Consider the following 25,038-nt stretch of genomic DNA (forward strand, 5'->3'; position numbering starts at 1 on the left):
TGCGATCTTCTGCGGCACGCCATTGCCCGGAAACGACAATTTCAAGTCGGTTCAGCCACCAGCTGAGGAAGGAAGGGGGGCGCAAACGCGACTACTACCTTTTTACCAGCAATCCGCTGCCGCTATCTTGCCGGCACGCGGCCGGGGCCAGTCGCTTCCATTGATGGAGGTTCGGGATCGGGTACGACTGATAATGTGTGTTTGAGGCATTTAAGTGCGAAACAGGATCGGGAGTGGCGTACACCCTCGATCTTGTAGAGCTTCCGGCGCAGAAACTGCTCGTAGCCTGCGGTTCCTGCCACCGCCACCTTGATGAGATAATCATATTCGCCTGTCGTCAAATAGGCTTCCAGCACCTCCGGAAGAGCGGCCATCGCCTCTCCGAAGCGTTCCAGAACCTCGTCGTCGTGGCGCTCCAGCATCACCTCGATGATAACAGTTTCGCTCAGTCCAAGCTTGGCCTGATCGAGAATGGCGGTATAGCCGCGAATGACCCCTTCGTCTTCCAGCCGCTTGACACGCTGCCAGCAGGGACTGGGCGACAACCCCACCTTTTCCGAAAGCTCCGCATTGCTCAACCTGCCGTTCTCCAGCAGGGTGCGCAATATCTTGCGGTCAATTCTGTCCAGCGGTTTCGTCATCCCCGGTCTCCACACAATACGTTGCAAAAATCTGCCGTCACTGCGGCAGACTGCGAAAGAAATGTTTTCCGACGGGCGGTTTGGCGCTGGCATTCGAAAGCACCTTCCGCTGATTTTTAAGTACCGTACTGCAAGGTACAGGCAGCAGGGAGGAGCAGGCGTGGCACCCGTAGAACAGCATCATTTTCCAAGGCCGAGAACGTTGATCCACCCCGGCATTTCCTCGCCCGTGCGCATCAACAGCCTGCACTCGCCATCCGCGCGCCACGTGCGGCTGTTCATTGCGGCGGGCAGCAGTCTTTACGATGGAATCGTGCAGCCGCTTTTCGAAAACGGTATTGAGAATGCCTCGCTCACCATTCTCGGCGGCTATTTCGACATATTGTCCTATTGCGTCGCTCCGCCCGACCCTTCCGGCAAGGCGGTCATTGCCTATACGAAACCCATCGACGCCGGTGCGGCCTGGCTTGTCTTCGGCAATGCTACGCTCGGGCGCAGCATGAAGGGCGAGCCGATTGTTCATTGCCATGCCGCCATGCGCACCGCGGCGGGTGTGGTCAAGGGCGGCCATCTGCTGACTGAATCCTGTATTGTTGGCGAGAGCGGCGTTTCCGCCCTAGTGACGTCACTCGACAGTTTCGTGCTGCAGCAATCCTTCGACCCTGAAACCAACATTCCCCTTCTTCAACCCAGAAACCGTACGGAGCGCGCCGATGAACACGCATAACACTGTCGAAATCGGATCCATGGGGCGTGTGGCCTATGCCCGCATCGCACCCAATGAAGACCTTGTTCTCGGTGTCGAAAAGCTGTGTCTTGCCGAAGGCTTCAGAAATGCCTTTGTGCGCGGCGCGCTGGGCAGTCTGGTCGATGCCTGTCTCGGCACCCGCAGCGGCGCGTTCTTGCAAATACGCGGTCCCGCCGTGGAAATCGTCTCCATTGCCGGCGAAGTGCGTGCCCAGCCGGACGGCTCGCTGCGCGCCTCGCTGACCGGTGTCGTCGCCGATACCGAAGGTTCGGTTTATGGCGGTCCCTTCATCGCCGGAGCTAACCCGGTTTGCATGACTTTTGAAGTGACGCTGGAAGAGTGGTTGCCTGCGGAAAAGCCGCAGGCGGCGTGAGTTGTCGTCAGGCGGGCCGGTGAGTTGCGCAGCGCAACTCATGCGGCGTGCCCCTGTCTTTCGGTCAGAAGTAGCTCGAAAGTAACGCAGACCGGGTTTTTGCCGCGCACCAGCCGCCCGCCGCTGATATGTCTGGTGAGGTCCACCATCGCAATATCCAGCATTGCTTGTCGGTCTCCCGACGCGGCCGGGCCGATACGGCCCTTAATTATGAGGATTTCGCTCGCGTAGGCGTTGAGGCTTGTTCCGTCTTCATAATCCGCACCGACCAGGCTGCCAATTCCATTGACTTCAGCTTCTCGCAGACCAAACCGGGTAGAGACCTCTTCGAGTGCCGTGCATATATCGGCATTTGGGCGCACTGTGCATAAAAGTGCCCGAGGACCCGAACCCTTCTGGCGGCGCTGCTGCGCGATGGGTGTAAAAAGGGGGAAATTGGTTTCCTCATCCTTTTGCACATCGAGGATCGCTCCATCCAGCGCCAGGGCTTCAAGCGTTGTTTCTACAGCAAATTCGGTCTCGAAAGGCAGTAGATGCCCCATGGAGACAACGCCTTCGGCACTCTTCCATGAACCATGGCAATGCAGAAACGGCGCGTTATCGCGCCGGCCCATATGCAGGCCGGCATCGATGATAGTGCCCCCCGGCATGGAAAAGGTTTCGCTGTACCATGCGGCATGCGCGTCATCCGGTGCGGCTGCCGGCATGACATAATGCAGCCGTTTCATCGGTACGTTCTTAAGTCTGACGTAACCGCCTTCGAACCCCAACTCCGCAAAGGCATCGGCAATCGCTTGGTTGGCGCTTACGCCGGGCCGGACCGTCAGAGTAACAGGATAGGCATGGCAGCCGACGGCGCGAAAGCGTTCAGCCGTTATCGGTCCGGGATGGACGATGTGGCGGGGAAGCTCTTGCGTGCCTGTCTCCGTCATACCGCAAGCCCCGCGGTAATGAAGCCCCCATCCACGGCGAGCACCTGTCCGTTGATGTAGCTTGCGTCATCCGACACGAGGAAAGCCACGGCAGAGGCGATCTCGTCCGTCCTGCCATAGCGATGCATCGGAACGCGGCTATGCCATTGGTCGCGAACATTTTCAGTGTGAACCGCCTGGGTGAGGGGGGTATCGACCGGACCGGGAGCAATTGCATTGACACGAATGCCCGATTGCCCCAGCTCGTTTGCCATTACCATCGTCAGAAGATTGACGCCGCCCTTCGAAGCGCCATAGGCGCTGCGGCCACGATTTCCACACATGCCGGAAACAGAACTGATATTCACGATCGAGCCGGCAAGATCGCGCTCCAGCCAGTAACGTGCGGCAGTGCGCGCTACCGCGAAGCTGCCGACGAGATTGACATCAACGATACGGCGAAATTCTTCGACGCTTGTGTCGACGGACAGCTTGTCGATACCGATGCCGGCGCTGTTGACGACGGCGACCAGATCAACCGCATGATCGGCACCGTTAGCCGTCAGGGCGGCGAATGCCCTCTCTATCGATGCCTCGTCCGCAACATTGCAGACGATGCCGCGCGAGAGATCGATACCGAGCTTTTCGCAGGCTATATCCAGCGCCTCGCGCTTGAGATCCAGCAACCATGGCTGCCAGCCGCGCGCCATCAGGAGCTGCGCAGTGGAGAAACCGATGCCGGATGCACCGCCGGTGATCGCGACGGCCCCTTTTGTCCCTGTTTTCTCTTGTGTCATACCGTCTCCTCCCGATTGAATGTCACGCCTGTCAGCCTGTCCGCTTTTCTTCGAAAGCCGGCATCTGACCGCGCTTCTCCAGTTCCTCGCGGATCATTTTCTTGGTGATCTTGCCGTAGGCGGATTTCGGCATGGCATCCCAGAACACCACTGATTTCGGCAGCTTGTAGCGGGCCATCTTGCCTTCCAGATAGGCCTTCAGATCGATGGCGGCGATATCCGCGCCCTCGCGGGCCACGCACACGGCCACACCGACCTCGCCCCACACCGCGTCCGGCACACCCAGAACCGCAGTCTCGCTGATGTCAGGATGCATGAGGATTTTTTCCTCGATTTCACGCGGATAGATGTTCGAGCCGCCGGAAATATACATGTCGGAAGCGCGCCCGGTGATGTAGAGGAAGCCGCTCTCATCGCGATGACCAAGGTCGCCCGTGCGGAACCAGCCATTGCGGAAGGCTTTGGCATTGGCCTCGGGATTATCGTAATAGCCGGCGAAAACGGCGGGACCGATTACACAAATTTCGCCGGTTTCGCCTGCGCCAACCTCCTCGCCAGCATCGTTCTGGATCTGCACTTCCATGCCGGTGCGGTCGAAGCCGCAGGTGCCGATACGCGTTTCCGGACCGTCCTCGGCGTTATGAAAAGAAGGCGGCAGCACGGTGATGTTCCCGGTGACTTCACCCAGGCCGAAATATTGCACCAGCACCGGGCCGAGCTTCGCAAGCGCCCGTTTCTGGTCCGCGCGATACATCGGCGCGCCGGCATAGATGACATAGCGCAGTGAGGAGTGATCGAAACGATCCACAGAGGGGTCTTCGACGAGCATTTTAAGGATGGTCGGTACAGTGAAGGCGTTGGTGATGCGCCATTTTTCGATCAGCGCCCAGACGGCGGGCACATCGAGCTTTTCCGCCGCCGGCAGGACGGTTTTCGCGCCATGCGCCACCTGCACCAGCTGGTGAATGCCCGCACCGTGTGAAAGCGGGGCAACGACGATGGAGGCGTCGTCCGGTCCGGTGCCGGGCATCAGATCGCAGAGATGGTTGGTGATGACGAACGCCATCTGGCCATGGGTAAGCACTGCAGCCTTGGGCCGGCCGGTGGTGCCTGAGGTGAAGAAGAACCAACACGGGTCATCCCGATCCACTGCCTGGCTTTTGACTTTGTGCCCCATATGACGGGCCACGATGGCATCGTAATCCTCACCGAACTCAGCCGTACCGATGGCGATGCTGAAATCGATAGTGCTTGCCTCATGGCTGGCTTTTGCATGATCGGGAAAAGCACTGGCGCAAATCATGCCGCGTGCGCCGCTGGCCTTCGCCAGATAGGCAACTTCATCGGGCGATTGACGGTAATTGGTCGGCACCCACACCGCACCCACGCGGAAGCATGCGAACATGGATTCGAACATCTGGTTGTTGTTGGAGGACTGCACCAGAATGCGGTCTCCCTTTCTGACGCCGAATTCAGTCTCCAGCGCATGGGCCATTGCGTCGACGCGGGCTTCCATTTGAGCCCAGCTCCAAGTCTTTTCACCCCAAACGAAACCGATATGGTCCGGGTTGCGGCGTGCCGCCTGCGTCAGGAAATGCGAGAGGTTCATCACCCGCGTGGTGGAGGGCGCAACCCCGCCCGCGGGATGCTGCACGGCACTTTGCATCGTCATTTCACACGCTCCATGATCGAGACGTAATTGGCAACCGCCGTGCCACCCATGTTGAACACGCCAGCCAGCGAGGCATTGGGAATTTGCATGTCGCCTGCCTCGCCCATCAATTGCATCGCCGCCATGACATGCATGGAAACGCCGGTCGCCCCGACGGGATGACCTTTCGATTTCAATCCACCCGATGGGTTGATTGGCAGGCGTCCGGTCTTCAGGGCCGTTCCATCCTGGACAACGCGATATCCTTCACCGGGCTCCGCAAGCCCCATGGCCTCATATTCGATAAGTTCGGCAATGGTGAAGCAGTCGTGCGTTTCAACGAAAGAGAGGTCGTCGAGCGTTGCGCCGGCAAGTTCCAGCGAGCCGGCCCAGGCGCGGCGCGCGCCTTCGAAGGCCAACGGATCGCGACGGCTCAATGCCATGATGTCGTTGACATGCTTGCGGCCCCGGAAACCGATGGCGCGGTTGAGTGTGGCTGCTGTTTCCTCGTCGGCCAAAATGATCGCGGCAGCGCCATCAGAAATCAGCGAGCAGTCGGTGCGGCGCAGCGGGCCTGCGACGTAGGGGTTCTTGTCCGAAACCGTATTGCAGAAATCGAAGCCGAAATCCTTGCGCATATGTGCATAGGGATTGACCGCGCCATTGGCGTGGTTCTTTGCGGCAATCATCGCCAGCTCTTCCGAGCGGTCGCCATAACGTTGAAAATATGCCTGTGCGATGCGGCCGAACTGGCCGGCAAACCCGCCGGGAATATTGGCCTCCTCCGCACGGTAACAGGCGGAGAGCAGGATTTCGCCTACCTCTGCGGTCGGCAGCGCCGTCATTTTTTCGGCGCCGACAACGAGTGCGATGCGGCCGCGCCCGGCTTCGATGAAATCCATGGCGCTGTAGAGGGCGGCCGATCCTGTTGAGCAGGCATTCTCGAAACGCACTGCCGGCGTATAGGCGAGGCGCTCATCGCCCATCGCTACCAGGGCGCCCTGAAAATCCTGTTTCGAGAAGCCATTGTTCATCACGCCGACGAAAATGCCGTCGATATCGCTGACATCGACGCCCGCATGGTCTATGGCCGGCGCCACGACTGAAGCCATCAGTTGCTCGGTATTTTCAAGGGCCGACTTGCCGAAAGGCGAATGCGCCCAGCCGACGATCTGCGCTTTGCTCATTTGCTCGTTCTCCTCGTTTGCCGTTTCGTGTCGCCTTCACCGCGCGTGCGGGCGCGGCTGGCCATCATTTCTGCAATGCGTGTCTCGATGCGGGATACTTCCTCGCGCAGCAGCGCTGCCAGTTCCGGCTGGCGCTCCGGCCGCATGCGGCTGTCCACAGCGGCAATGCTCAGCGCTCCCGCCACAGCGCCATCAGGCGCGCGGATGGCAACGCCAATACCCCAGGAATTAGAAAGGATCAGGCCGGGGTTGAGCGAATAGCCATTGGCTCTCGTCAACTCGACATCACGGCGCAGGCCCTCAAGCGTTATGCCGGGATAATTAGCGGCAATCAGCCCGCTATTGGCCGCAATGATACTTTCCACCTCGGCGTCTGGCAGCGCCGCCAGCATGGCGAGCGAACCCGCACCAATACCCAAGGGGTGTTCGAAACCGGCCTGAAGCGCATGGGTGCGCACCGGCCAGGTGCCTTCTTCGCGGTAAAGGCACAGGGCAAATGTATCTCGGCGCACGGAAAGGAAGCTCGAATCCTCCGAGCGGCGGGAAATGCGCGTCAGGCCGTCCTGCGCCATTTGAAGAAGGCCAAACCGGCGCGATGACAGGCTGCCCAGCACATAGGTTTCTTCGCCGAGGTAATAACGCCGCGTTTCCTCATCCTGCTCCACAAGCCCGGCGCGGATCAGAGCCAGCAGCAGGCGGCGGGCCGTGGGCTTGTTCAGTCCGCTTTCTGTCACGATGACCGAAAGCGCCACGCCGCGTTCTGCGTGCCTCCCGACCATGGAGAGCAGCGCCAGAGCCCGGTCCACCGCGCGCGCGCCCGTCAGATCTTTTTCTACCGGGATCGTTGTTGTTACTGCCATCTCAGGAAAACGCCCCCACCGCACAGCTTTGCCCGCCATCGACCGGCAAACAGACGCCAGTGATGAACTTAGCCTCATCAGATGCGAGAAAAACGGCGGCGCGGGCAATATCGAAGGCATCGCCCATGCGACCCACCGGGACAGCCGCATTGCGCGCCGCCACCATCTCCTCGACAGACGCATATTGATTGCTGATCTGCTTGTAGATCAGTGGGGTGTCGATCATTCCCGGAAGAATGCAATTGGCGCGAATGCCCTGCCGAGCATATTGCATGGCCAGCGCCACAGTCGCCTGATTTACAGCTGCCTTCATGGCGTAATAGGCAAAATAGGGATAGCCGGTCCAGCGAATGGAGGCGAGCGACGAGATATTGATAATGGCCCCGCCGCCCTGCGCCAACATCACCGGCAACACAGCCTTGGAGGTGCGATAAACGGAGCCGATATTGAGATCGACCGAGGCGCGAAAGCTTTCCTCATCCAGCTCAACCGGCCCGCCCATATGGGTCACGCCGACATTATTGTGCAGAATATCGATGCCACCAAAGGCCTCGCAGGTGCGGTCAACGGTGGCCGATACGGACTGTAGTTCAGTGACATCGGCGGCAACCGCAATCGCCTCCAAGCCTTCTCCGCGAATAATCTCAGCCGTCTCTTCGGCTGCGTCAGCGGAGAGATCGACACAGGCTACGCGCGCGCCTTCGCGGGCGAATTGCACGGCCGCAGCCTTGCCGTTGCCAAAACCCGGCCCCGATGATCCTGCGCCAAACACAAGCGCGCGTTTTCCCGTCAGGCGACCTGTCAAAGCAGTCTCCATTCCAATCGTCAGACATAGTCGGGTTGGCCCCGCTACGGGCGGGGCCAGTTACTCAACTGGCCGGTCAGGTCAGGCTTGCACCAACGGCCTTTTCAAGAATGGCCCAGGCTTCATCGCCGTATTTGCCCTTCCACTCGGAATAGAAGCCTGCCTCTTTCAGCGCGGCGCGGAAGAGTGTCGCATCCGTGTCGTTGAAGGTCATGCCCTTGGAAATCAGATCTTCCTTGACCGAGGCATTGAGCTTCGCCACATCGGCGCGTTCATCCTTGCCCGACTGGTTGAGGTTTTTGGCGACGATGGCGCGAAGGTCATCCGGCAAACGCTCCCAGGCGCGCTTGTTGGCCAGGAACCAGAACCCGTCCCACATGTGATTGGTGACCGAGCAGAATTTCTGCACTTCGAACAGCTTTGCGGTGGAAATGATCGCCAGCGGATTTTCCTGGCCATCGACCACACCGGTCTGCAGCGCAGTATAGACCTCGGCGAAATTGATCGAGGCAGGGGCAGACTTGAACGCCTTGAACATAGAGGTCCAGAGCGGGCTCACTGGCACGCGAATCTTGAAGCTTTCGAGATCGGCCGGCGTGGCGATGGGCTTGGAAGCGCTGGTGATCTGGCGGAAGCCGTTGTCCCAGATTGTGTCCATGGCAACGAGATTCTGCTTGGCAATTTCGCCACGGACATATTTACCGAGATCGCCATCCATGGCCGCCCATACGGACTCGTAGTTCGGGAAGGCGAAACCGATGCCGCTGATGGATGCGTTCGGTACCAGCGTCGACAGGATCAGCGGCGAAAGCGTGAAGAATTCAACGCCTCCCGAGCGCACCTGGCTCAAAACGTCTGTGTCGGCACCCAGCTGGCTGCTGGGGAAGATGCTGATATTGACCTGCCCATCGGTCTCTTTGGCGATGCGCTCGGCGGCCTCCTTGGCGCGAATGTTCATCGGGTGCGCCGCAGGCAGATTGTTGGCATATTTATAATTGTATTGGGCAGCGCGGGCGCGCGACACGAAGGCGGTGGCCAGTACGGCGGAACCGGCGCCGGCGAGTATGGTACGTCTGTTGATATTCATTGCTTTCTCCTCCCAAAATAAAGCAGGTATCATTCATCGGCGTGGCGGGCGGACCCGCCACGGTCTCAGAGCAGAATGGTCGAAAATCCGGGGATTGCTGCAATCAGCAGCAGGCCGATGATCATGGCTGCGAGATAGGGCCAGATGGCACCCATGGCTTCGTCCGGCGACACGTTGCCGATCTTGCAGGCGATGTAAAAGCCGATACCGATTGGCGGCGCCATCAGGCCGATATTCATGGCAACCACCACGACCATGGAATAATGGATGTCATTGATCCCAAGTGTGCGGGCGATCGGAAACATGATCGGCGCGAGCAGAACGATCGCTGGCAGTCCTTCCAGGACGCAGCCCAGGATCATGAAAATCAGGATCGACACGACCATGTAGGTCATCCAGCCGCCCGGAAGATCGGTAATCATCGCGGTCAGCTGGAAAGCAAAGCCGCTCTGTGTCAGCCCCCAGGCCATGGCCGATGCACAGCCGAGTATCAGCAGGATCGCCCCTGAAAGGGCTGCCGTCTCGACCAGCATCGAATAAAGCTTCCTGAGGCTGATGCCGCCATAAAGCACTGCGCCGACGATCATGGCGTAGAGCACGGCAATAGTGGATACTTCGGTTGCCGTGGCTACACCGCCGCCCACCAGGCTGCGGATGAGGAAGGGCAGAACGAGCGCCGGTGCGGCAATCAGGGCTGCCTTGCCGACCTGCGGCCATGGCGTGCGCTTTGCGCCTTCCATGTTTTCATCCCGCGCCTTCCAGCGGGCCAGAACGGCAAGCACCAGAAGCAGTACCATTGCAATCATGAAACCGGAGGTGAAGAGGCCGGCAATAGACACACCTGCCGCCGAACCCAGAACGATCAGCACGATTGAGGGCGGAACCGTATCGGCCATGGCGGCGCCGGTGGCCAGAAGCGCGATCATTTCCTTGGGTTTATGGCCACGGCGCTTCATTTCCGGAAACAGCGCCGGTGCGACGGTTGCCATATCAGAAACCTTGGAGCCGGAAATGCCGGAGACAAGAAACAGAGAACCGAGCAGAACATAGGACATGCCAGCGCGAATGTGGCCAAACATCGAGGACAGAAGCTCGACAATCGCCTTACCCATGCCGGTCGCGTCGAGCACGCAGCCCAGCAGCACGAAGACTGGCACTGACAACAGAATGATGCCCGACATGCCCTCATCCATGCGCCCGATCATCACAATGGTCGGAACCCAGGTGGTGAAGGTCAGATAGGCGAGGGTTCCAAGGCCGAAGCAGAAGGCAATCGGAACGCCCAGCACCAGAAATACCGCAACGAACAGGCCGAGGAAGATCGCCAGATTAAAATTGCCGAGGGATTCCAGCATCGGCGATGCCAGATAGAGCAGGCCGGAGGCAACCGCGACCGTTACAAGGGCCGCAATGATATCGCGCAGATTTTCTCGTCGGAAGAGATTGTTGAGCACCAAAAGCAGCATAAGACAGGCGCCGACCGGCAGCGCCGCAGCGCGAAACGACATCGGAATATTCAGCGCCGCTGACGTGACCACCCACTCCTCGATGGCGTATTCCATGGCGGGCTTGATGATTGCGGCAAGAAATGTCGCCACCAGCACCAGTGCCAGGGAATTGATATAGCCCAGAACACGTTGCGGGAACATGTTGAGAAACAGCGTGAGGCGCAGGTGTTCACTGCGATCGATGGCGATTGCCGCGCCCAGCATGGCAAACCACAGAAAGCACAAGGACGCCGTTTCATCGATCCAGACAATCGGCAGATGTAGGGCATAACGTGACGTCACGCCCAGCAGAAGCAGGCCGATCATCACCGCCAGCAGCACCGCCGCCACGGCCTCGATGGGGCGCATGAACCAGGAGCCTGTTACCTGTCCGGTGTGCAACAGTTCGCCATCGAGTACAAATACGTCGTCATTCGCGTTTGCGGTCATGGTCATCGGGGCCTCCTCTCCCACAGAACAACCTTCGCAATGAACATGTCTGCAAAACAGGATGTCCGTGCCACGACCGCGACATCAGGATAGCTGTTGTTGCCAGACAGGCCAGACCCCTCCAAAGGTCTGAATGTATCGGGATATTGCCTCCACAATATGGACCGTTACAAAATCATGTATTCGGGATACACAGGAAAATTCATGAAATCAACAGTAAATAGACGGATTTATGCAGTTAATTTGCGCATCCATAAGGTCCATATAGTGGACCATACTTGATGGTGGCCCTCATTCCTCATGATCGCCTTGCAGCGCGGCACCTCGTCCAAAGGCCAGTCAATGCAAATCGTGCCTACCGATTAGAGCAGGTCGCCGGACATCCGGGACGCCTGCGTCGCGTTCCAGAGAGCCGGAAAACATGTCTGCCTGGCCTTAACTGGCGGGGGTGGGAGGAGTTGCGACGTGACGACCGCTGGGCGCTATGGGAAAATGACGGTGGTGCGCCTGAGCGCTCCCTAAACGGCAATACAGGCGTCGATTATCTATCGAAACCTTCCCTTGCGGTGGTTTCTTGACCTGACGTTATGCGGCAAGACAATATGTTCTTCGCGACGTCACCGCTTGGAATTCTTCCTGTCAAGCGCGGGGCGACGCGTCGCCCAGCCTTTCGTCGAAGACTGCGGCGGATGCTGAGCGGATTGATCTGATGCGGCAGGTAAGCGGTTGCTGCATGCGGGGGCGCCCCGGCATACTACGTTCAGACCAGAGCCAGAATCCGGGCCGGACCACCCGTTCCGCCTCGATGTGCAGGCGCGCCGACGACGATGGTCGCGCCCTTTACCGGCAAAGCCTCAAGGTTGTTGAGGCCTTCGATGCCGTAGCGCCCTGCCGGGAGCCAGGAATTGTGAACTGCGAAATCGGCAGAGTTGCCAGGATCAAGCGAGAGCGTGTCGACACCTATTGCGACCGTATCATGCTTGAGCAGAAGGTCGGTTGCCGACTTGCCGAAACCGGGGAAGGCAAATTTTCCGGCGTCGTCATTGCGGAAGGAGGGGCTCTTTACTCTGGTTGCCCAGCCGGAGCGCAGAGCGACGATCGAACCTGCCGGGATGTCGCCATTTGCGGATATCCAGCGCTCGATGTCTTCGGCCTCGATCGTGGAATTAGCATCCTCTTTTGCGCGGTCTGTGATGTCTATGATGACCAGCGGCGCGACAAGTTTCTGCGGTTCCAACTGATCGACACTCGCCCCGTCGGCGCTGAAGTGGAAAGGTGCGTCAATATGCGTTCCGGTATGTTCGTAGATCGTGAGTTTGTGGAGCTGATAACCGTCCTTGGCGATCTGAGCTGCCCATTCGTACTCTATGCCCGGTTTGCCATCGAATGTAGGGAACGTGGAGTCATATGTATGTGTGAGATCGATGACCTGTCTGGGTGTTTGCGCAAGCACCGGGGCCGCGAGGCTGCCAGCCGTCATCGCCGTTACACCGGCCACGGCGCCCTTGAACAGCAAGCGTCGCGACAGCATGTTCTTTTTCACGTTCTCGATCACGCAATGGTTGCACATACCTTAGTCCCTCCAGTGAAAAGCCCTGATCGCAACCGTAGCGCAACGATGGAGTGAAGCAAGACATAACCTTCCATGATTTTTGACCCGTGTTCAGATGGCGGTTTCGGCAGCCCGCCGTCCATAGGCAGTACCCGCTTGCCCACCGGCAGGCCGGTCTCGGATGTCTTGAAAGGGTGGTGGACAGATTATCGGCTTGCCGCAGGGCGTTGCGCAACTCGGCTAAGAGGGATGGCAGGAAGAAGTGTTGGCGAAAACGGCCGCGGCGGGGCGCCGAGCCGTTTCCTTGGGTCAGATCGATGAAACCGCGCCCAGAAGTCCCGCAAGCGGCGAGGGCTCGTCGGATGTTGCGTCATATACGCATGGCACTGCAAATATCGCCGCAAACACGATGGCGATGACAAGCGCGCGGGCGGAAACCATCGGCTTAAGCGAGAATGAGCGTAACATCGATGTTCCCCCTGGTTGCCTTCGAATAGGGGCAGATCTGGTGGGCATCTTCTATTATCGTCTGCGCGATGGGACGATCGATACCGGGCAGGCTGACCGACAGGCGAGCCTGCAGAAAGAATTCGCCACCCGTCGTGCCGAGGTCAACCTCCGCATCGACAGTGGTGTCGGCGGGAAGCCGGAGCTGGTGTTTTGCCGCCGCCTTTGTCATGGCGCCGATGAAACATGCCGACCAGCCTGCCGCAAAAAGCTGCTCGGGATTCGTGCCCGGCTTTCCGCTGCCCGGAGGGGAAAGCTTGATGCCAAGCGCGCCATCATCGCTTTGCGCCGATCCGTCGCGCCCACCGGTCGTGTGGGTCTTGCCGGTATAAAGAACAGTCTCGATCTTGGTCATGGGAGGCTCCTTTCATTGTGCCGCTGCTGCGGCGTTTCGTGATAGGAGCTTTGTGACGAATCGGCGTATCCGGCATGTTTCCGGAAACTGCAAAACTGTATCGAAAAGTATCGTTGTTACTGGTCTTCAGACGCCACCTTTTCGATATTTTGGTGGGAGTTCTGCGGTGGGCAGGTCGGCGGCCCGTTTGGGGACCTGCGATGGATTGGCGGCTTGCCGTTTTGTCATGTTATTTTCGCGCATTTTTCAGGTGCTTTGTACAGATAAGAAATGCGCGAAAAAATGACCGGTTGTAAGCGTGTATGAGCTAAGTACAACGTCATCAGGCTCGAAATGCGGCGTTCGGTGGAGCTATGACATAACCTGCATCAAATGCACGTTGGCGGCCGTCTACAGCAGAAGTTGCTTAAAGCACGGCGTTCAGGGGGGGAGATGTGTTGTCTCCACGCGGAATGAACATGCATGATGGCCGAAACAAAGGGTGCGAAAAAACAACAGGTAGCCATCAAGATGGCAGATGCCATCTTGATGGCTACCTTCATTTAAGCTATATTCGATCCAGACGAAGGAGCACTCAATGGTAACCCCGCAACTATCTGTCCGCAGTTCCAAAGCGCGCGACCTTGCACACAAGCTCGCCCGCCGAGAAAATCGCACGATTGCCGATATCGTCGAGCGCGCGCTCGAAACATATGAGGCTCGTGAGGCAGGACGTGAACCCGCTGCGAAATTCTATAGTCGTCTTTCATCGCAGTCGGGTACGGATATCGATTTCGACAGTATCATCGATGAAAACAGACGCGCTCACAAAGGCGTCGAGCTTTGATTTTTCTCGACACGAATGTGATGTCGGAGACTTTGAAGAAAGCTCCCGATTCTGCAGTCATAGCATGGCTGGTTCGTCACGACGCCGAATTGGCATTGTCGACGGTTGCAGTTGCCGAGATCGCTTTTGGTATTCAAAAGATCAGGCCGGATCAGCGCGCCGATCGCCTGGAAGAGGGACTTGTGAGCTGGCGTCGCCGGTTCTCCGACAAGATGTTTGCCTTCACGGAAGAAGCAGCATTGGCCTATGGCGATATCATGGGAGAGGCTGCGCGGCAGGGGAGGGGGATGTCGGCTCCGGACGGCATGATCGCGGCGATAGCGCGGATCAATGGTGGCCGGTTGGCGACCCGAAACCTCAAAGATTTCGAGACGACAGGGCTCGAATTGATCTCGCCCTGGCAATTCTAACAGTGAGATCCGATCTACAAAAATCGGGCCGCTCGCCTGCTTCTCCGTGTAGCACTGTTATAATAGCTGGATGCTTGCTGGACGGATCGGTGGCGTGATTGCTCCATGGCTTCTGGCAGGCGAATTCCGCGGTTGGCAGCCTCGGTCGCACACACCATCTGGCGAAGTGCTTACTTCAGCTAGGGCCCAAGCTGTCGTTATTCCGGAGTCCGTGGTGATCAAATGATAAGGGATACTTATCGTTAATCTGCGTCCCTGTCAGGCAAAAGCCACCTCGGCTGCAAGCCCGCCGCCTTGCCTGTTATAGAGGCGCACCGAGCCGCCGATTGTTCCGGCGAGCTGCTGCGCGATCGCAAGTCCGAGTCCTGTTCCGCCGGTGTCGCGGTTTCTCGATGTTTCAATCCGGAAAAAGGGCTGCATGGCATTTTGCAGCATCTCGTCGGGGATGCCCGGCCCACGATCGAGCACCGTGATGACCACGGTGCCTTCAGTGCGCCGGTCGACGTTGATTTCCGCACTGCCTCCGAATTTGAGCGCGTTATCTATCAAGTTCGTCAGGATTCTTCGCAGGGCATGTGGCTTTGTCGATACTGTGCCGCGCACCATACCGTCAACCGTGACTGCTTTTCCGGTATCCTGATAGTCGTAGGCTATGCTGTCGATGAAAGAGGCCAGATCGATACGTGAGGATTTCTCGCCATTGCCATGAGCGCTGCGTGCATAAGCGATACCATCCTGTACTAGACGTTCGATTTCACGCAGGTCACTGACCAGCTTTTCCTTTTCCGGCGTATCGTCTGCCATGTCGGCCCGCAACCGCATCCGGGTGATGGGCGTCTGCAGGTCGTGCGAAATCGCCGCAAGAATCTGGACCCGCTCCTCGAGATATTGGGCGACGCGATCGCGCATTGCGTTGAAGGCGCGGGCGGCGTGGACAACTTCGCTTGGGCCGCTCTCACTCATCGGCAACCCCTTTTCCCCCGGATCCAACGCTTCGGCTGCCGCAGCCAGCGCGCTGAGCGGTCTGGTCGTCTGTCGCACTGCAAACCAGGTGCACAGAAGTAGAAGCGCCATCTGCGCGGCGAAGACATAAGGCAGCCACTCCGCCAGCGGCATCACGCCGCGCGGTGTCACGTCAATTGTGAGGGGCGAGCCGTCCGATAGCGTCAGATGCGCCTGAAGCCGCTTGCCGTCGCCGGGAATGGACTCGACCTTGACGGGGAAACGGTGTCCTGCGGCCTCCTCGATCCTCTGCGCAATTTCAGCGCCGCGGCCAGACATGTCGGAAACACCTGGAACACCCGGGCCGAGGACGAGCTGATAATTGCTGCGGCTCAGGCGATGGACCCATTGCGCCCGCTCTTCCGCAGGCAGGCGGTCGATTATGGCGATCGATACAGCCAGATCCTGCTCAAGAGTGCCGAGCATGACCGCCTTTGCCGACATATATCGTTCGGCAAAGAGGATGCTGAACGACAGACCGTAGGCAATGGCGAGGCCCGCAAACAGGATGATGAAAAGTCTGGACCGCAACGAGCGCGGCCACCAGCCGGCGAGCAGGCGTGGGCCGTTCATATCCTCGGCTCCGAAATCTCCACGGGCACCGCAAAGACATAGCCTTCCGCCCGCACCGTCTTGATGTAGACGGGTTCGCGCGCGTCATCCCCCAGCCTTTGGCGCACGCGGCTCACGAGAAGATCGATCGATCGGTCGAAAAGTTCGGCATCACGGCCCTGAGTGAGATTTAACAGCTGGTCCCGGTTGAGGACGCGCTGGGGATGATCGATGAAGACCCTAAGGAGCCGGTATTCAGCGCCGCTCAAGGCCACGGTCGTGCCCTCCCTGTCGAGCAGGTGACGGCCCACCGTGTCGAGGCGCCACTCACCAAAGGTCAGGAGCTGCCCGGCCTCGCTGATCTGCAGATTGGGAGGCAGCATCCGCGTGCGGCGCAGTATGGCTTTGATACGCGCAAGAAGTTCGCGGGCAGCGAAGGGCTTCGACAGATAGTCGTCGGCGCCCATTTCGAGCCCGATAATGCGATCCATCTCGTCATCCCGGGCGGTCAGCATCAGCACCGGCGTGGCTTTGTGTTTCCCCGCCCGCAACTCGCGGCATAGAACTAGCCCGTCATCGCCAGGCATCATCACGTCGAGCACGATGAGATCGACGGTATTGCCGTCGAGAAAACTTCTCATCTGCCGTCCATCGGCCGCCACGCTCGTACGCAGGCCGTTCTTCTTCAGGTAGCTGGAGACCAGCTCCCGGATTTCCCTGTCGTCGTCCACGACGAGAATATGGTCGATATGGTCCATTGGATGCCTTCGTCGTCCGGACGGTTCGAGTGGCCCGCTACCGCGCGCCCCGCTGTCACATGCAGTAAGACAACGGTTCGCGGGCTTCGGCAAGTTTAAAGCTTTGCGACGTCCAGAACAGCCCTGGCAAAAGCCTCTGGCGCTTCCTGCGGAAGGTTGTGGCCTATGCCACCGCTGATGTTGCGGTGCTGGTATTTGCCGGAAAACTTTGATGCATAGGCGGAAGGGTCCGGATGCGGAGCACCGTTGGCGTCGCCTTCCAATGTTATCGTCGGCACGGTGATGACGGGAAGTTTTGCAAGCTGGCGCTCGTAATTATCGTACTTGGCTTCCCCGTCTGCCAGTGCCAACCGCCAGCGGTAGTTATGGATGGTGATGGCCACATGGTCGGGATTGTCGAATGCGGGGGCCGAACGATTGAAGGTCTCGTTACTGAATTTCCAGGTCGGAGATGCCGTCTGCCAGATCAGGCGCACGAAGTCGCGGGTGTTCGCTGCGTAGCCCGCACGGCCGCGTTCCGTCGCGAAATAGAACTGATACCACCACGAAAGTTCCGCCTTGGGCGGAAGTGGCTTTCTGTTGATTTCCTGACTGCCGATGAGATAGCCGCTGACCGATACGAGCCCGGTGCAACGCTCGGGCCAGAGTGCGGCCATGATGTCGGCGGTGCGAGCGCCCCAGTCATAACCTGCCACGACGGCCTGTTTGACGCCGAGTGCGTCGAGAAAGGCAATCATGTCGACCGCAAGCGCCGCCTGCTGTCCGTTGCGTGCCGTGTCGTCCGAGAGAAAACGGGTCGTGCCATATCCGCGCAGATAGGGGATGAGTACCCGATATCCAGCCGATGCAAGGATGGGTGCGACATCAACATAGCTGTAGATGTCATAAGGCCATCCGTGCAACAGCAGCACGACTGGGCCGTCTGCGGGGCCGGCTTCTGCGTAACCGACGCTGAGTACACCCGCTTCAACCTGCTTAAGGGCGCCAAAGGAGGTCGCTCCGTCGCGTCCGGTTGACGGTTGAGGCGCAGGCGCTTCGCCCTTGGCATGAGCAAGGCCTGTGGCCCCGAATTCGACGGCGGCAACCGTCATTGCGGCAATGCCGAAGAAGCGGCGGCGTTGGAAATTGATCTCGGAAGTCATTTGCTATCTCTCCTGTCCGTGTTGGATGCCGGACAGGTAGCGGGGTGCGTGTATCCTCGATGTGTCCCAAGGGAGGCGAATGTGAATGGTTTTGTAGCAGGGCGCATTCCGGATACAGACTGATACATTTGGCTCGCCCTTCCAACGCAAACAGCCGCCCCGTTGTCTAGGGCGGCTGCATTTGATCTTACCGAGGTGCGCTTACTTTGAGGATTGCCGGGCGGCCTGTTCGATGACGTCTGCAACCTTATCGGGCTGGGAGGCGAAGACCGCATGGCTTGCCGCAATCTCGGTCACCGCGCTGCCAGCGCGCTTGGCCATGTCGCGCTCGAGATCGGGGTTGATCGACCTATCCTGCGTTGCGACGATCGACCAGCTTTTTTTGGTTTCCCAGGCGGGTTCGCCGGCCTTGGCGGCAAAGGCGGCCTTGGCGGCGAAGACCTGACTTCTTGCCATGAAGGTTGCGTCCTCATGCGGCAGATCGCCGGCGAAATCTTGTCCAAAGACGGCCGGATCGAGATAAAGGAACGCGCCATCCTTCGTCGGCTTGATGCCGTTGCCGGCCGGCGGTTTGGAGCCGGCGAGGTCGAGAAGGCTCTCTTCCTTCTTCGGCTGGAAGGCGGCGACATAGACCAGCCCGGCCACATCCGGCCGGTTACCGGCTTCCGAAATCACCATGCCGCCGTAGCTGTGCCCGACGAGCAGGCTGGGGCCCTGCTGGAGATCGAGGACACGGTTGGTGGCCGCTACATCATCGGCAAGCGAGGTGATTGGCTCCTGCACGATCGTGACGTTGAAACCGCGGCTTTGAAGGATCTCTGTCGCGCGGCGCCAGGCCGAGCCATCGGCCAGCGCGCCATGGACTATGACGATATTCTTCACCTCCGCCGCATGTGCGGCAAAAGCGATCAGTGCGGTTGCGATGGCAATCGCGAATTTTGGCATGAGACGACGGTGCATCATGTTTTTCCTTTGGTTTAATGTGAAAGGGAAGGAAAATGCAGATTCAGCCAAACGTGAAGGCATAGGCCTGCACGCCGGGGTCGAGGAAGCGGATGGCAAAGGTTCTCGCTTCGACGGTGCCGGACTGGCGGACGAGCTGGTAAAGACGGGTTGAGGTAACAACGCCGTTGCCCTCGGCGTCCGTGTCGATGCCGTGATCTGCGCGCGGCGGATGCCCGTCGATGGTGACCTGGAAACGAACCGGTTTTCCGGCGCTTGCCGGCCCAAGGACCAGATGCAGGTCACGGGCGCTGAAGCGGTAGGTTATGCCGCCATCAGCCGCATCAAGTGTGGCCGCCTCCGCGCCAACCGTCCAGGTACCGGAAAGTCCCCATTCGTTGAGAGAAGGCGTCGTGACGGAGTAGTCGCGCGGCGTGTCCGCGCGCACCGCCTCGTTAGATGCAAAATTCTCAGCCTGTCGGTAGCCGATATAGGTTTCGCCGGAGCGCATGTGCCCGATATCCGCACCGGCTTCAGCCCCTGTCGTCTCCGGACTCACCGGTGCACTGGAGGAAGCGCTACTACCGGCTTCACGCAGCAGGTCCTGGATCGCCTCTTCGGTCTGCCGGTAGTTGCCCTCGCCGAAATGGTGGTAGCGGATCTGGCCCTTGGCATCGATCAGGTAATGCGCCGGCCAATAGCTGTTATCAAAGGCGCGCCAGATCTTGTAATCATTATCGATCGCCACCGGGTAATCGATCTTGAAGCCGGCGACGGCCTGCCTGACATTGTCGATCTTCTTTTCAAAGGCGAATTCGGGTGCGTGGACACCGATGACGACGAGGCCCTGGTCCCGGTATTTGTCCGCCCAGGCGCGCACGTAAGGAATGGTGCGGATGCAGTTGATGCAGGAATAGGTCCAGAAGTCGATGAGGACGACCTTGCCACGCAATTGTTCGCGCGTGAGCGGCGGGGAATTGAGCCACTCGTTGGCGCCATCGAGGGATGGAGCCTTGCCCTCAACCGGCAGCTCCGACCGGGCCGCAGCAGCGCTGGCGCTGGCGCCCGCCGCTTCAGGCGCTTTGGCGGTGTGGAGCCGATCGAGCACCTGCTGTTCGAAGGATGCCGTGCTCGCATAGGAAATCTGCGACAGGAAACCTGTATCCAGACCGAGCGCGATGACCGTGACGCCGGCAAGCACCGCCGCGCCAAGCGCCTGGCGGATCCGCTCGCTAAAACCCAGAGACCGCTTCATACCCGCAAATACCCGGCCGCCGATGAGGATGGCAACGGCAAGGGATGTCGCTGCCCCGGCGGCATAGGCGGCAAGCAGCAGGCTCGTTTCCAGATTGGCCCCCTTCAGGGCCGCCCCCGTCAGGACAAGCCCGAGGATTGGTCCCGCGCAGGGTGCCCACAAAAGGCCGGTGGCGATGCCGAGTATCAGCGAGCCCGCAATCGTCGGTACTGACCCGGGCTTGCCGGCGGCATTGGCGAGCCGGTTACCGAGTTCAACGACCGGGCGGGTGATGATGCTGGCCGCGCGTGGAGAAATCAGGCCGACGCCGAAGACCGCAAGCAGCGCAAGAGCCGCGAGCCGGCCATATTCATTGGCGCTGATTGCCCAGCTGCCGCCCACCGCCGCCAGCGTCGCGACGGCGCAAAAGGTTGCCGCCATTCCCGTAAGCAGGGGCAGCGTGCTGCGCAGGAACGGTTGTCCCGCCCGCGCAAAAACGAAGGGAAGGATGGGCAGGATACAGGGGCTGAGAATTGTCAGCGCCCCTCCGAGATAGGCAATGATCAGAAACGTCATCATCGTGTCCTTTCAGGCTGGGGTTCGCGGCTCCGGGCGGCGAAGGCGACCCGGCGATGGCACCAATTTCCCGACGTCACGTATCCCCGATGTGTCGGGGCTTCGGTGAATTTGTAATCGAGTGTAGAGGCCGCCTTTCCGCGAACAGTCGCGAAAGCGAAATCGCCGGAGCCCCGGCATCGGTTACTGTACATATCGCGTAAAGACGAAATCATGGTCCTTGACGTTGCCCTCGTGGCAGGAGAGGCACGTCTCATGCTGGGCGGCATCCACCGGCTTGCCGTTGACAAACCGCCCGAAGCCCCAGCCGTGGCTGGCGGCATATTTCCTGGAGTCTTTCACCATCACCTGCACAGTGGTCGCCGCGCCTGGAACCGTGGCCGGCGGAAACTCCGTGGATTGCTGCCGCTTATAGGCGAGCTTCACCAGTATCGAGCCGTCGGGAAAGGGCAGGGTTCCGCTCTTGTAGGCGTCGACGGCGATATCGTTTGCCAGAACCGCGCGAAGCTCGTCCAGCGGCGGCGCTTCCTGCGCGGGCGCGATGAACTTCCAGTCACGATATCCTTCAGGAAGCGTGACACCATAGATGGGAGAAGCAAGTTCCGGCGGCGTGTCCGCTGAGTTCGAATAAACGGTTCCAAAACCTGCTGCCGCACCCGATAGGGCGACGGCGAAGAAAATCTGCCTCTTCATGGGATATCCTGCCTGATCCGAAATAGATCAGGCAATGATCTGCCCTGCAGGTATCCGGCATGTTTCCTGAAACCCGCATTTATGTATCAGATCGTAGCAGTGCGCAGTGCCCCCGGAGGCATGTTACGCTTAAAGGCCGGCGAGCACGCTCACGTCATCGTCTTTTGGAGCCTCCATCGCGAACTTTATCGCTTTCTGGATCTCGTCCTCTATTGCCTTCCTCTCGTCGGGTGGCATCGCGGCAAGGTCGCCTTCGGACAATCCCCGCGCCTCCAGGTATTGGGCCCGGATTTTCTCGCCAAGGCTCATATTTGCCCAGCGGCTAAGCTCGTCCTCATCCGAGCCTGTGCCGCCGCCCTCAAGCGGCGTCTCTTCTATTCCGCCCTCTTGCTCCCGGAGCGACCAGAGTGCGTTGGCAAGATTGGAGGAGAGCGAAGGCGCGGCGCCCCCTCCGATCAACGATGCCGACCGTTCGGGTGTGGTATTCGGCACGGCTTGGGGAACGTCCTGTGGCCGCGGGCGTATGTAAAGCGAGGCGGTGGAGCCAATTCGATCGATTGCAGACATGGTATATCTCCTTCGGTCGCAATCTGGTTCGGGTGGCTTGTGTCTGGCTGGTCATGCTGCTTGCCTGCGTTCGGCGACGTCTCTTTGGCGACCACGAGCACATTTCTTTCGTCACCTCGCCGGCGGAATTGCGCAAAATCATTCCGAAGCAACGAGAAGTCGTGAAACTTTTTGGAGCGCGGCGAGTTTGGTGAAGGAGCAATCAGCTCGCATGTCCCACTGCATATAATCGCCGCTACGCGGAGGATTGATCGTCCATTCGGAGGAGATCGCATGAATTCCATCATCTATCTAGTCGGCCTCGTCGTCGTCGTCCTGTTCATCCTCTCATTGTTGGGACTACGCTGATGGTTGATCCAACGGGTATCGAAACGAATCCAAACCGCAGCTATGTGGATTGGCCAGCGATTTTCGCTGGTGCCGTAATATCCTCGGGCGCCATGGCTGTTCTCACCGCATTTGCTGGCGGCCTAGGCCTGAGTTCAATCTCGGCGGACAATGGTGGCGAGATCAGCACAGTCTGGCTCATCATAACCGCGCTCTTCGTCATCATTTCCATGGTCGGCTCCTACATGCTGGGTGGCTATATTGCCGGCCGCATGCGTCGGCCTGCCGGCGCTGCCGACAGGAATGAACTGACCGTCCGCGATGGCGTGAATGGCCTGGTCGTGTGGGGCCTCGGAACAGTCGTCTCGGCGTTTCTAGCGCTCGGCGTGCTGTCCGGTGGTGCCAAGGCTGTCGGCAGCGTGGCGCAGACCGCGGTTGAGGCAACGGGTTCCGCGGTCGGTGGCGCCGTTCAGGGTGCTGGCCAACTTGCGGGCGGCATCATTTCCGGCGCTGGCAGTGCAGCAGGTGGTCTGGCGCAAGGAGCCGGTCAGGCGGCAGCGCCCAGCATCGAGCAAATGCTTCCGCAGGGCCTGAAAGCAAATCCAATCGACTATTTCACGGATAGTCTTTTGAGAACCGACGCGCCCGCCGCCCCTCTGACGGGTGACCAGAGCGCCGGCGATTATCAGCGCCAGATCAGCGGCATCCTCGGCAATCTGCTTGCAACCGGTGAGATATCCGATGCCGATAAAACATGGCTTGCCAACCAGGTCGCTGCCCGCACAAACATCAGCCAGACGGATGCGCAAACGCGCGTAAACCAGACGGTTGAACGCGTGCAGGCCGTGAGGGCGGAAGCGCAGAAGAAGGTCGATGAAGCGCAGAAGCAGGTCGAAACCCTGAAGGCTGAGGCGCAGAAGGCGTTGGACGATGCCAAGGCCAAAGCTGCGGATGCCGCAGAAAAAGCGCGCGTCGCAGGCATTCTGACCGCGTTCCTTCTGGCCGCTTCCGCGCTCGTTTCTGCCGCCGCTGCTTATATCGGCGCAGTACACGGTGGCCGACACAGAGACGAAGGCCGTATCTGGGGTGGTCTTTCTTACCGCAAGTAACCAGAGCGACGGCAAGAAAAATCGGCTTTTCACAAATGTCCTGCCCGGAGCAAATTCCGGGCAGGACTTTCGTTTTAGGCATTTGCCGTCACGGACAGGGTCAATCGCGACGCTGCAGCAAGGCAAGTGCGACCGTGGATGCCGCCAGGATCGCGGTCAGCGCCAGCGGCGCAGTGGCACCGTAGGAATCTACTATGTATCCGCCGACAACTGCCCCGATACTGATAGCCACCTGGAAAGAAACAACCATCAGGCTGCCAGCCGCTTCCAGAGCATCGGGTGCGCCGCGGGAAAGGTTGGTCGGCAGCACCACGGGCGCCATGCCAAAGGCAAGACCCCAAAGCGCGACGAGCGCGAATGCAGCGCTGCTATGAACACCCCATAGGACGAGGGCAATCGTCGCAAATGCCATCAGGGCGGCGGTAACGATGAGCGCGAGGCGGATACTGGTGTCTGCCATGCGGCCTCCCAGCACATTGCCGATCACGGAAGCGACGCCAAAGCCGAGCAGGGCGAGAGCAATCGGCGTGGTCTCAAGCAGCGTCACCTGTTCGAGGAAGGGACGCACATAGACCGAACCGGCAAAATGCCCCGTCATCAGCAACAGGATCGCAAGCATCCCCAGTTGAACGCCGCGCCGCCGCGTCAGGCGGAAAACATCGGAAAGACTGTTGCTTGTACTTGCCGGCAGCGAGGGCAGGCTGAATATTTGTAGCAGCATGGCAATGACGGCGAGCCCCGCCGTCATCGACATGGCAATGCGCCATCCCACCCAGTCGCTGATCAAGGCGCCCATGGAGGGAGCCGCAATGGTGGCGAGTGAAACGCCGAGTGTGACGATAGCCATGCCGCGCCCGGTCGAATTCGCGCCAACGAGCCGCGCCACGACAGCAACCGAAAGCGCCCAGAAGCCGCTGAGCGCAATACCAAGTCCGGCCCGGCCGACCAGCAACAGCCAGAAATCGGCAGCAACTGATGCGAGAATGTTGGAGCCGATCGCCAGCGCACTGAGACCGACAAGCACGGTCTTGCGGTTCAGTTTGCCGATGAGAACATTGCTCAGCAACGCGGTCACAGCACCCACGGAGGCTGTCGCCGTAACAACCTGTCCGGCTGTACCCTCAGTAATGCCGAGATCGCGCGCCATCGGCGTCAACAATCCCGCTGGCAAAAACTCGGCCGATACCAGCGCAAAGCTGGTGGCCGCCATCGAAAGAACCGCAAACCAGGTTGCGGCGGTCCATGCGGGTTCTTCTGCGGCCTCCAGGCCAATCGTTGACCCATCAAATTCTGATGTCGTGTCCGTCATGGTGTCTCTCCTTGCGTTGGGAGAGTTTTAGACGAATTTTTTCGGATGATATGTATCTAAAAATCCGAATTTCATAACTATTCCTCCGAAATTTGTGCGTTGCACAAAGTTGGGTGTGCTCGCGCGCAGTCGAGTGCTTCAGATAACAACCGTTCATGCGAACGATCGCGACAGCATCCG

25 protein-coding genes and 1 pseudogene are annotated in these 25,038 nt (G+C 59.4%); 5 read left to right on the forward strand and 21 right to left on the reverse strand.

Going from position 1 to position 25,038, the window contains the following annotated elements:
• Positions 1-122: 122 nt before the first annotated feature.
• Positions 123-641, reverse strand: coding sequence for an Lrp/AsnC family transcriptional regulator (locus ACQZ5Y_RS19250; protein WP_019566329.1), 519 nt, complete (start codon positions 639-641; stop codon positions 123-125).
• A gap of 160 nt (positions 642-801) precedes the next feature.
• On the opposite strand from ACQZ5Y_RS19250, the gene ACQZ5Y_RS19255 reads away from it, so the two are divergent.
• Entirely contained in the window at positions 802-1,368 is a 567-nt protein-coding gene (locus tag ACQZ5Y_RS19255; protein WP_174059920.1) for a PPC domain-containing DNA-binding protein, read from the forward strand.
• Complete coding sequence (locus tag ACQZ5Y_RS19260; protein WP_003508265.1) at positions 1,355-1,762, forward strand: PPC domain-containing DNA-binding protein; 408 nt, start codon at positions 1,355-1,357, stop codon at positions 1,760-1,762. Before ACQZ5Y_RS19255 ends, ACQZ5Y_RS19260 begins: the two co-directional genes overlap by 14 nt.
• A 38-nt stretch (positions 1,763-1,800) precedes the next feature.
• Here the strand turns inward: ACQZ5Y_RS19260 and ACQZ5Y_RS19265 are convergent, their stop codons facing one another.
• The 11 genes from ACQZ5Y_RS19265 to ACQZ5Y_RS19315 all read right to left on the reverse strand — a co-directional run bounded on the left by ACQZ5Y_RS19265 (position 1,801) and on the right by ACQZ5Y_RS19315 (position 13,411).
• A complete protein-coding gene (locus ACQZ5Y_RS19265) occupies positions 1,801-2,694 on the reverse strand; it encodes a PCC domain-containing protein (RefSeq protein ID WP_174059919.1) in 894 nt (297 codons plus the stop codon).
• Complete coding sequence (locus tag ACQZ5Y_RS19270) at positions 2,691-3,470, reverse strand: SDR family NAD(P)-dependent oxidoreductase (protein WP_065705476.1); 780 nt, start codon at positions 3,468-3,470, stop codon at positions 2,691-2,693. Before ACQZ5Y_RS19270 ends, ACQZ5Y_RS19265 begins: the two co-directional genes overlap by 4 nt.
• Before the next feature lie 31 nt (positions 3,471-3,501).
• The gene (locus ACQZ5Y_RS19275; RefSeq protein ID WP_174059918.1) at positions 3,502-5,142 is read right to left on the reverse strand and encodes an acyl-CoA synthetase; all 1,641 of its coding nucleotides are present in this window, start codon (positions 5,140-5,142) and stop codon (positions 3,502-3,504) included.
• The gene (locus ACQZ5Y_RS19280) at positions 5,139-6,308 is read right to left on the reverse strand and encodes an acetyl-CoA acetyltransferase (protein WP_065663142.1); all 1,170 of its coding nucleotides are present in this window, start codon (positions 6,306-6,308) and stop codon (positions 5,139-5,141) included. The genes ACQZ5Y_RS19275 and ACQZ5Y_RS19280 overlap by 4 nt, the downstream gene beginning before the upstream one ends.
• Positions 6,305-7,168: an IclR family transcriptional regulator gene (locus ACQZ5Y_RS19285; protein WP_174059917.1), complete on the reverse strand. Its 864-nt coding sequence runs from the start codon at positions 7,166-7,168 to the stop codon at positions 6,305-6,307. The genes ACQZ5Y_RS19280 and ACQZ5Y_RS19285 overlap by 4 nt, the downstream gene beginning before the upstream one ends.
• Before the next feature lies 1 nt (position 7,169).
• Complete coding sequence (locus ACQZ5Y_RS19290; RefSeq protein WP_162266699.1) at positions 7,170-7,973, reverse strand: SDR family NAD(P)-dependent oxidoreductase; 804 nt, start codon at positions 7,971-7,973, stop codon at positions 7,170-7,172.
• 76 nt (positions 7,974-8,049) lie between these two features.
• Positions 8,050-9,060, reverse strand: coding sequence for a TRAP transporter substrate-binding protein (locus tag ACQZ5Y_RS19295; RefSeq protein WP_003517515.1), 1,011 nt, complete (start codon positions 9,058-9,060; stop codon positions 8,050-8,052).
• A gap of 65 nt (positions 9,061-9,125) precedes the next feature.
• Positions 9,126-11,003, reverse strand: a complete 1,878-nt coding sequence (locus tag ACQZ5Y_RS19300) for a TRAP transporter large permease (RefSeq protein ID WP_013761236.1) — start codon at positions 11,001-11,003, stop codon at positions 9,126-9,128.
• 754 nt (positions 11,004-11,757) lie between these two features.
• Positions 11,758-12,567: a cyclase family protein gene (locus ACQZ5Y_RS19305; protein ID WP_065663144.1), complete on the reverse strand. Its 810-nt coding sequence runs from the start codon at positions 12,565-12,567 to the stop codon at positions 11,758-11,760.
• A gap of 291 nt (positions 12,568-12,858) precedes the next feature.
• On the reverse strand, positions 12,859-13,017 hold the full coding sequence (locus ACQZ5Y_RS19310; RefSeq protein ID WP_155846277.1) for a hypothetical protein: 159 nt from the start codon (positions 13,015-13,017) through the stop codon (positions 12,859-12,861).
• Positions 12,995-13,411, reverse strand: a complete 417-nt coding sequence (locus ACQZ5Y_RS19315; protein ID WP_019566319.1) for an organic hydroperoxide resistance protein — start codon at positions 13,409-13,411, stop codon at positions 12,995-12,997. The genes ACQZ5Y_RS19310 and ACQZ5Y_RS19315 overlap by 23 nt, the downstream gene beginning before the upstream one ends.
• Positions 13,412-13,988: 577 nt before the next feature.
• On the opposite strand from ACQZ5Y_RS19315, the gene ACQZ5Y_RS19320 reads away from it, so the two are divergent.
• Positions 13,989-14,237, forward strand: a complete 249-nt coding sequence (locus ACQZ5Y_RS19320) for a type II toxin-antitoxin system VapB family antitoxin (RefSeq protein WP_006313527.1) — start codon at positions 13,989-13,991, stop codon at positions 14,235-14,237.
• Positions 14,234-14,647, forward strand: a complete 414-nt coding sequence (locus tag ACQZ5Y_RS19325) for a type II toxin-antitoxin system VapC family toxin (protein WP_019566318.1) — start codon at positions 14,234-14,236, stop codon at positions 14,645-14,647. The genes ACQZ5Y_RS19320 and ACQZ5Y_RS19325 overlap by 4 nt, the downstream gene beginning before the upstream one ends.
• A 14-nt stretch (positions 14,648-14,661) precedes the next feature.
• On the opposite strand, the pseudogene ACQZ5Y_RS19330 reads toward ACQZ5Y_RS19325, so the two are convergent.
• The 8 genes and pseudogenes from ACQZ5Y_RS19330 to ACQZ5Y_RS19365 all read right to left on the reverse strand — a co-directional run.
• A pseudogene (locus ACQZ5Y_RS19330) lies at positions 14,662-14,793 on the reverse strand (integrase); the annotation flags it as partial.
• Between the two features lie 112 nt (positions 14,794-14,905).
• Positions 14,906-16,222, reverse strand: coding sequence for an ATP-binding protein (locus ACQZ5Y_RS19335; protein ID WP_019566317.1), 1,317 nt, complete (start codon positions 16,220-16,222; stop codon positions 14,906-14,908).
• Positions 16,219-16,959: a response regulator gene (locus ACQZ5Y_RS19340; protein ID WP_003508322.1), complete on the reverse strand. Its 741-nt coding sequence runs from the start codon at positions 16,957-16,959 to the stop codon at positions 16,219-16,221. Before ACQZ5Y_RS19340 ends, ACQZ5Y_RS19335 begins: the two co-directional genes overlap by 4 nt.
• 95 nt (positions 16,960-17,054) lie before the next feature.
• Positions 17,055-18,101: an alpha/beta fold hydrolase gene (locus ACQZ5Y_RS19345; RefSeq protein WP_019566316.1), complete on the reverse strand. Its 1,047-nt coding sequence runs from the start codon at positions 18,099-18,101 to the stop codon at positions 17,055-17,057.
• 201 nt (positions 18,102-18,302) lie between these two features.
• Positions 18,303-19,061: an alpha/beta hydrolase gene (locus ACQZ5Y_RS19350; protein ID WP_174059916.1), complete on the reverse strand. Its 759-nt coding sequence runs from the start codon at positions 19,059-19,061 to the stop codon at positions 18,303-18,305.
• Positions 19,062-19,107: 46 nt separating this feature from the next.
• Positions 19,108-20,853, reverse strand: a complete 1,746-nt coding sequence (locus ACQZ5Y_RS19355; protein WP_034502378.1) for a cytochrome c biogenesis protein DipZ — start codon at positions 20,851-20,853, stop codon at positions 19,108-19,110.
• A gap of 183 nt (positions 20,854-21,036) precedes the next feature.
• A complete protein-coding gene (locus ACQZ5Y_RS19360; RefSeq protein WP_174059915.1) occupies positions 21,037-21,546 on the reverse strand; it encodes a cytochrome P460 family protein in 510 nt (169 codons plus the stop codon).
• Positions 21,547-21,675: 129 nt separating this feature from the next.
• Complete coding sequence (locus ACQZ5Y_RS19365) at positions 21,676-22,113, reverse strand: hypothetical protein (RefSeq protein WP_112278185.1); 438 nt, start codon at positions 22,111-22,113, stop codon at positions 21,676-21,678.
• Positions 22,114-22,460: 347 nt separating this feature from the next.
• On the opposite strand from ACQZ5Y_RS19365, the gene ACQZ5Y_RS19370 reads away from it, so the two are divergent.
• A complete protein-coding gene (locus ACQZ5Y_RS19370) occupies positions 22,461-23,549 on the forward strand; it encodes a hypothetical protein (RefSeq protein ID WP_112350673.1) in 1,089 nt (362 codons plus the stop codon).
• A 100-nt stretch (positions 23,550-23,649) separates the two neighbouring features.
• Here the strand turns inward: ACQZ5Y_RS19370 and ACQZ5Y_RS19375 are convergent, their stop codons facing one another.
• Positions 23,650-24,858, reverse strand: coding sequence for an MFS transporter (locus tag ACQZ5Y_RS19375; protein ID WP_174059914.1), 1,209 nt, complete (start codon positions 24,856-24,858; stop codon positions 23,650-23,652).
• Between the last annotated feature and the right edge of the window lie 180 nt (positions 24,859-25,038).

It is taken from the genome of Agrobacterium sp. A3-95, assembly GCF_053521785.1.

Excerpts from the sequence above, each read along its gene's own strand:
- ACQZ5Y_RS19250 (WP_019566329.1), bottom strand. The coding sequence starts at position 641 with ATGACGAAACCGCTGGACAGAATTGACCGCAAGATATTGCGCACCCTG.
- ACQZ5Y_RS19260 (WP_003508265.1), top strand. The coding sequence starts at position 1,355 with ATGAACACGCATAACACTGTCGAAATCGGATCCATGGGGCGTGTGGCC.
- ACQZ5Y_RS19265 (WP_174059919.1), bottom strand. The coding sequence starts at position 2,694 with ATGACGGAGACAGGCACGCAAGAGCTTCCCCGCCACATCGTCCATCCC.
- ACQZ5Y_RS19270 (WP_065705476.1), bottom strand. The coding sequence starts at position 3,470 with ATGACACAAGAGAAAACAGGGACAAAAGGGGCCGTCGCGATCACCGGC.
- ACQZ5Y_RS19275 (WP_174059918.1), bottom strand. The coding sequence starts at position 5,142 with ATGACGATGCAAAGTGCCGTGCAGCATCCCGCGGGCGGGGTTGCGCCC.
- ACQZ5Y_RS19280 (WP_065663142.1), bottom strand. The coding sequence starts at position 6,308 with ATGAGCAAAGCGCAGATCGTCGGCTGGGCGCATTCGCCTTTCGGCAAG.
- ACQZ5Y_RS19285 (WP_174059917.1), bottom strand. The coding sequence starts at position 7,168 with ATGGCAGTAACAACAACGATCCCGGTAGAAAAAGATCTGACGGGCGCG.
- ACQZ5Y_RS19295 (WP_003517515.1), bottom strand. The coding sequence starts at position 9,060 with ATGAATATCAACAGACGTACCATACTCGCCGGCGCCGGTTCCGCCGTA.
- ACQZ5Y_RS19300 (WP_013761236.1), bottom strand. The coding sequence starts at position 11,003 with ATGACCATGACCGCAAACGCGAATGACGACGTATTTGTACTCGATGGC.
- ACQZ5Y_RS19305 (WP_065663144.1), bottom strand. The coding sequence starts at position 12,567 with ATGTGCAACCATTGCGTGATCGAGAACGTGAAAAAGAACATGCTGTCG.
- ACQZ5Y_RS19310 (WP_155846277.1), bottom strand. The coding sequence starts at position 13,017 with ATGTTACGCTCATTCTCGCTTAAGCCGATGGTTTCCGCCCGCGCGCTT.
- ACQZ5Y_RS19315 (WP_019566319.1), bottom strand. The coding sequence starts at position 13,411 with ATGACCAAGATCGAGACTGTTCTTTATACCGGCAAGACCCACACGACC.
- ACQZ5Y_RS19320 (WP_006313527.1), top strand. The coding sequence starts at position 13,989 with ATGGTAACCCCGCAACTATCTGTCCGCAGTTCCAAAGCGCGCGACCTT.
- ACQZ5Y_RS19335 (WP_019566317.1), bottom strand. The coding sequence starts at position 16,222 with ATGAACGGCCCACGCCTGCTCGCCGGCTGGTGGCCGCGCTCGTTGCGG.
- ACQZ5Y_RS19340 (WP_003508322.1), bottom strand. The coding sequence starts at position 16,959 with ATGGACCATATCGACCATATTCTCGTCGTGGACGACGACAGGGAAATC.
- ACQZ5Y_RS19345 (WP_019566316.1), bottom strand. The coding sequence starts at position 18,101 with ATGACTTCCGAGATCAATTTCCAACGCCGCCGCTTCTTCGGCATTGCC.
- ACQZ5Y_RS19350 (WP_174059916.1), bottom strand. The coding sequence starts at position 19,061 with ATGCACCGTCGTCTCATGCCAAAATTCGCGATTGCCATCGCAACCGCA.
- ACQZ5Y_RS19355 (WP_034502378.1), bottom strand. The coding sequence starts at position 20,853 with ATGACGTTTCTGATCATTGCCTATCTCGGAGGGGCGCTGACAATTCTC.
- ACQZ5Y_RS19360 (WP_174059915.1), bottom strand. The coding sequence starts at position 21,546 with ATGAAGAGGCAGATTTTCTTCGCCGTCGCCCTATCGGGTGCGGCAGCA.
- ACQZ5Y_RS19365 (WP_112278185.1), bottom strand. The coding sequence starts at position 22,113 with ATGTCTGCAATCGATCGAATTGGCTCCACCGCCTCGCTTTACATACGC.
- ACQZ5Y_RS19370 (WP_112350673.1), top strand. The coding sequence starts at position 22,461 with ATGGTTGATCCAACGGGTATCGAAACGAATCCAAACCGCAGCTATGTG.
- ACQZ5Y_RS19375 (WP_174059914.1), bottom strand. The coding sequence starts at position 24,858 with ATGACGGACACGACATCAGAATTTGATGGGTCAACGATTGGCCTGGAG.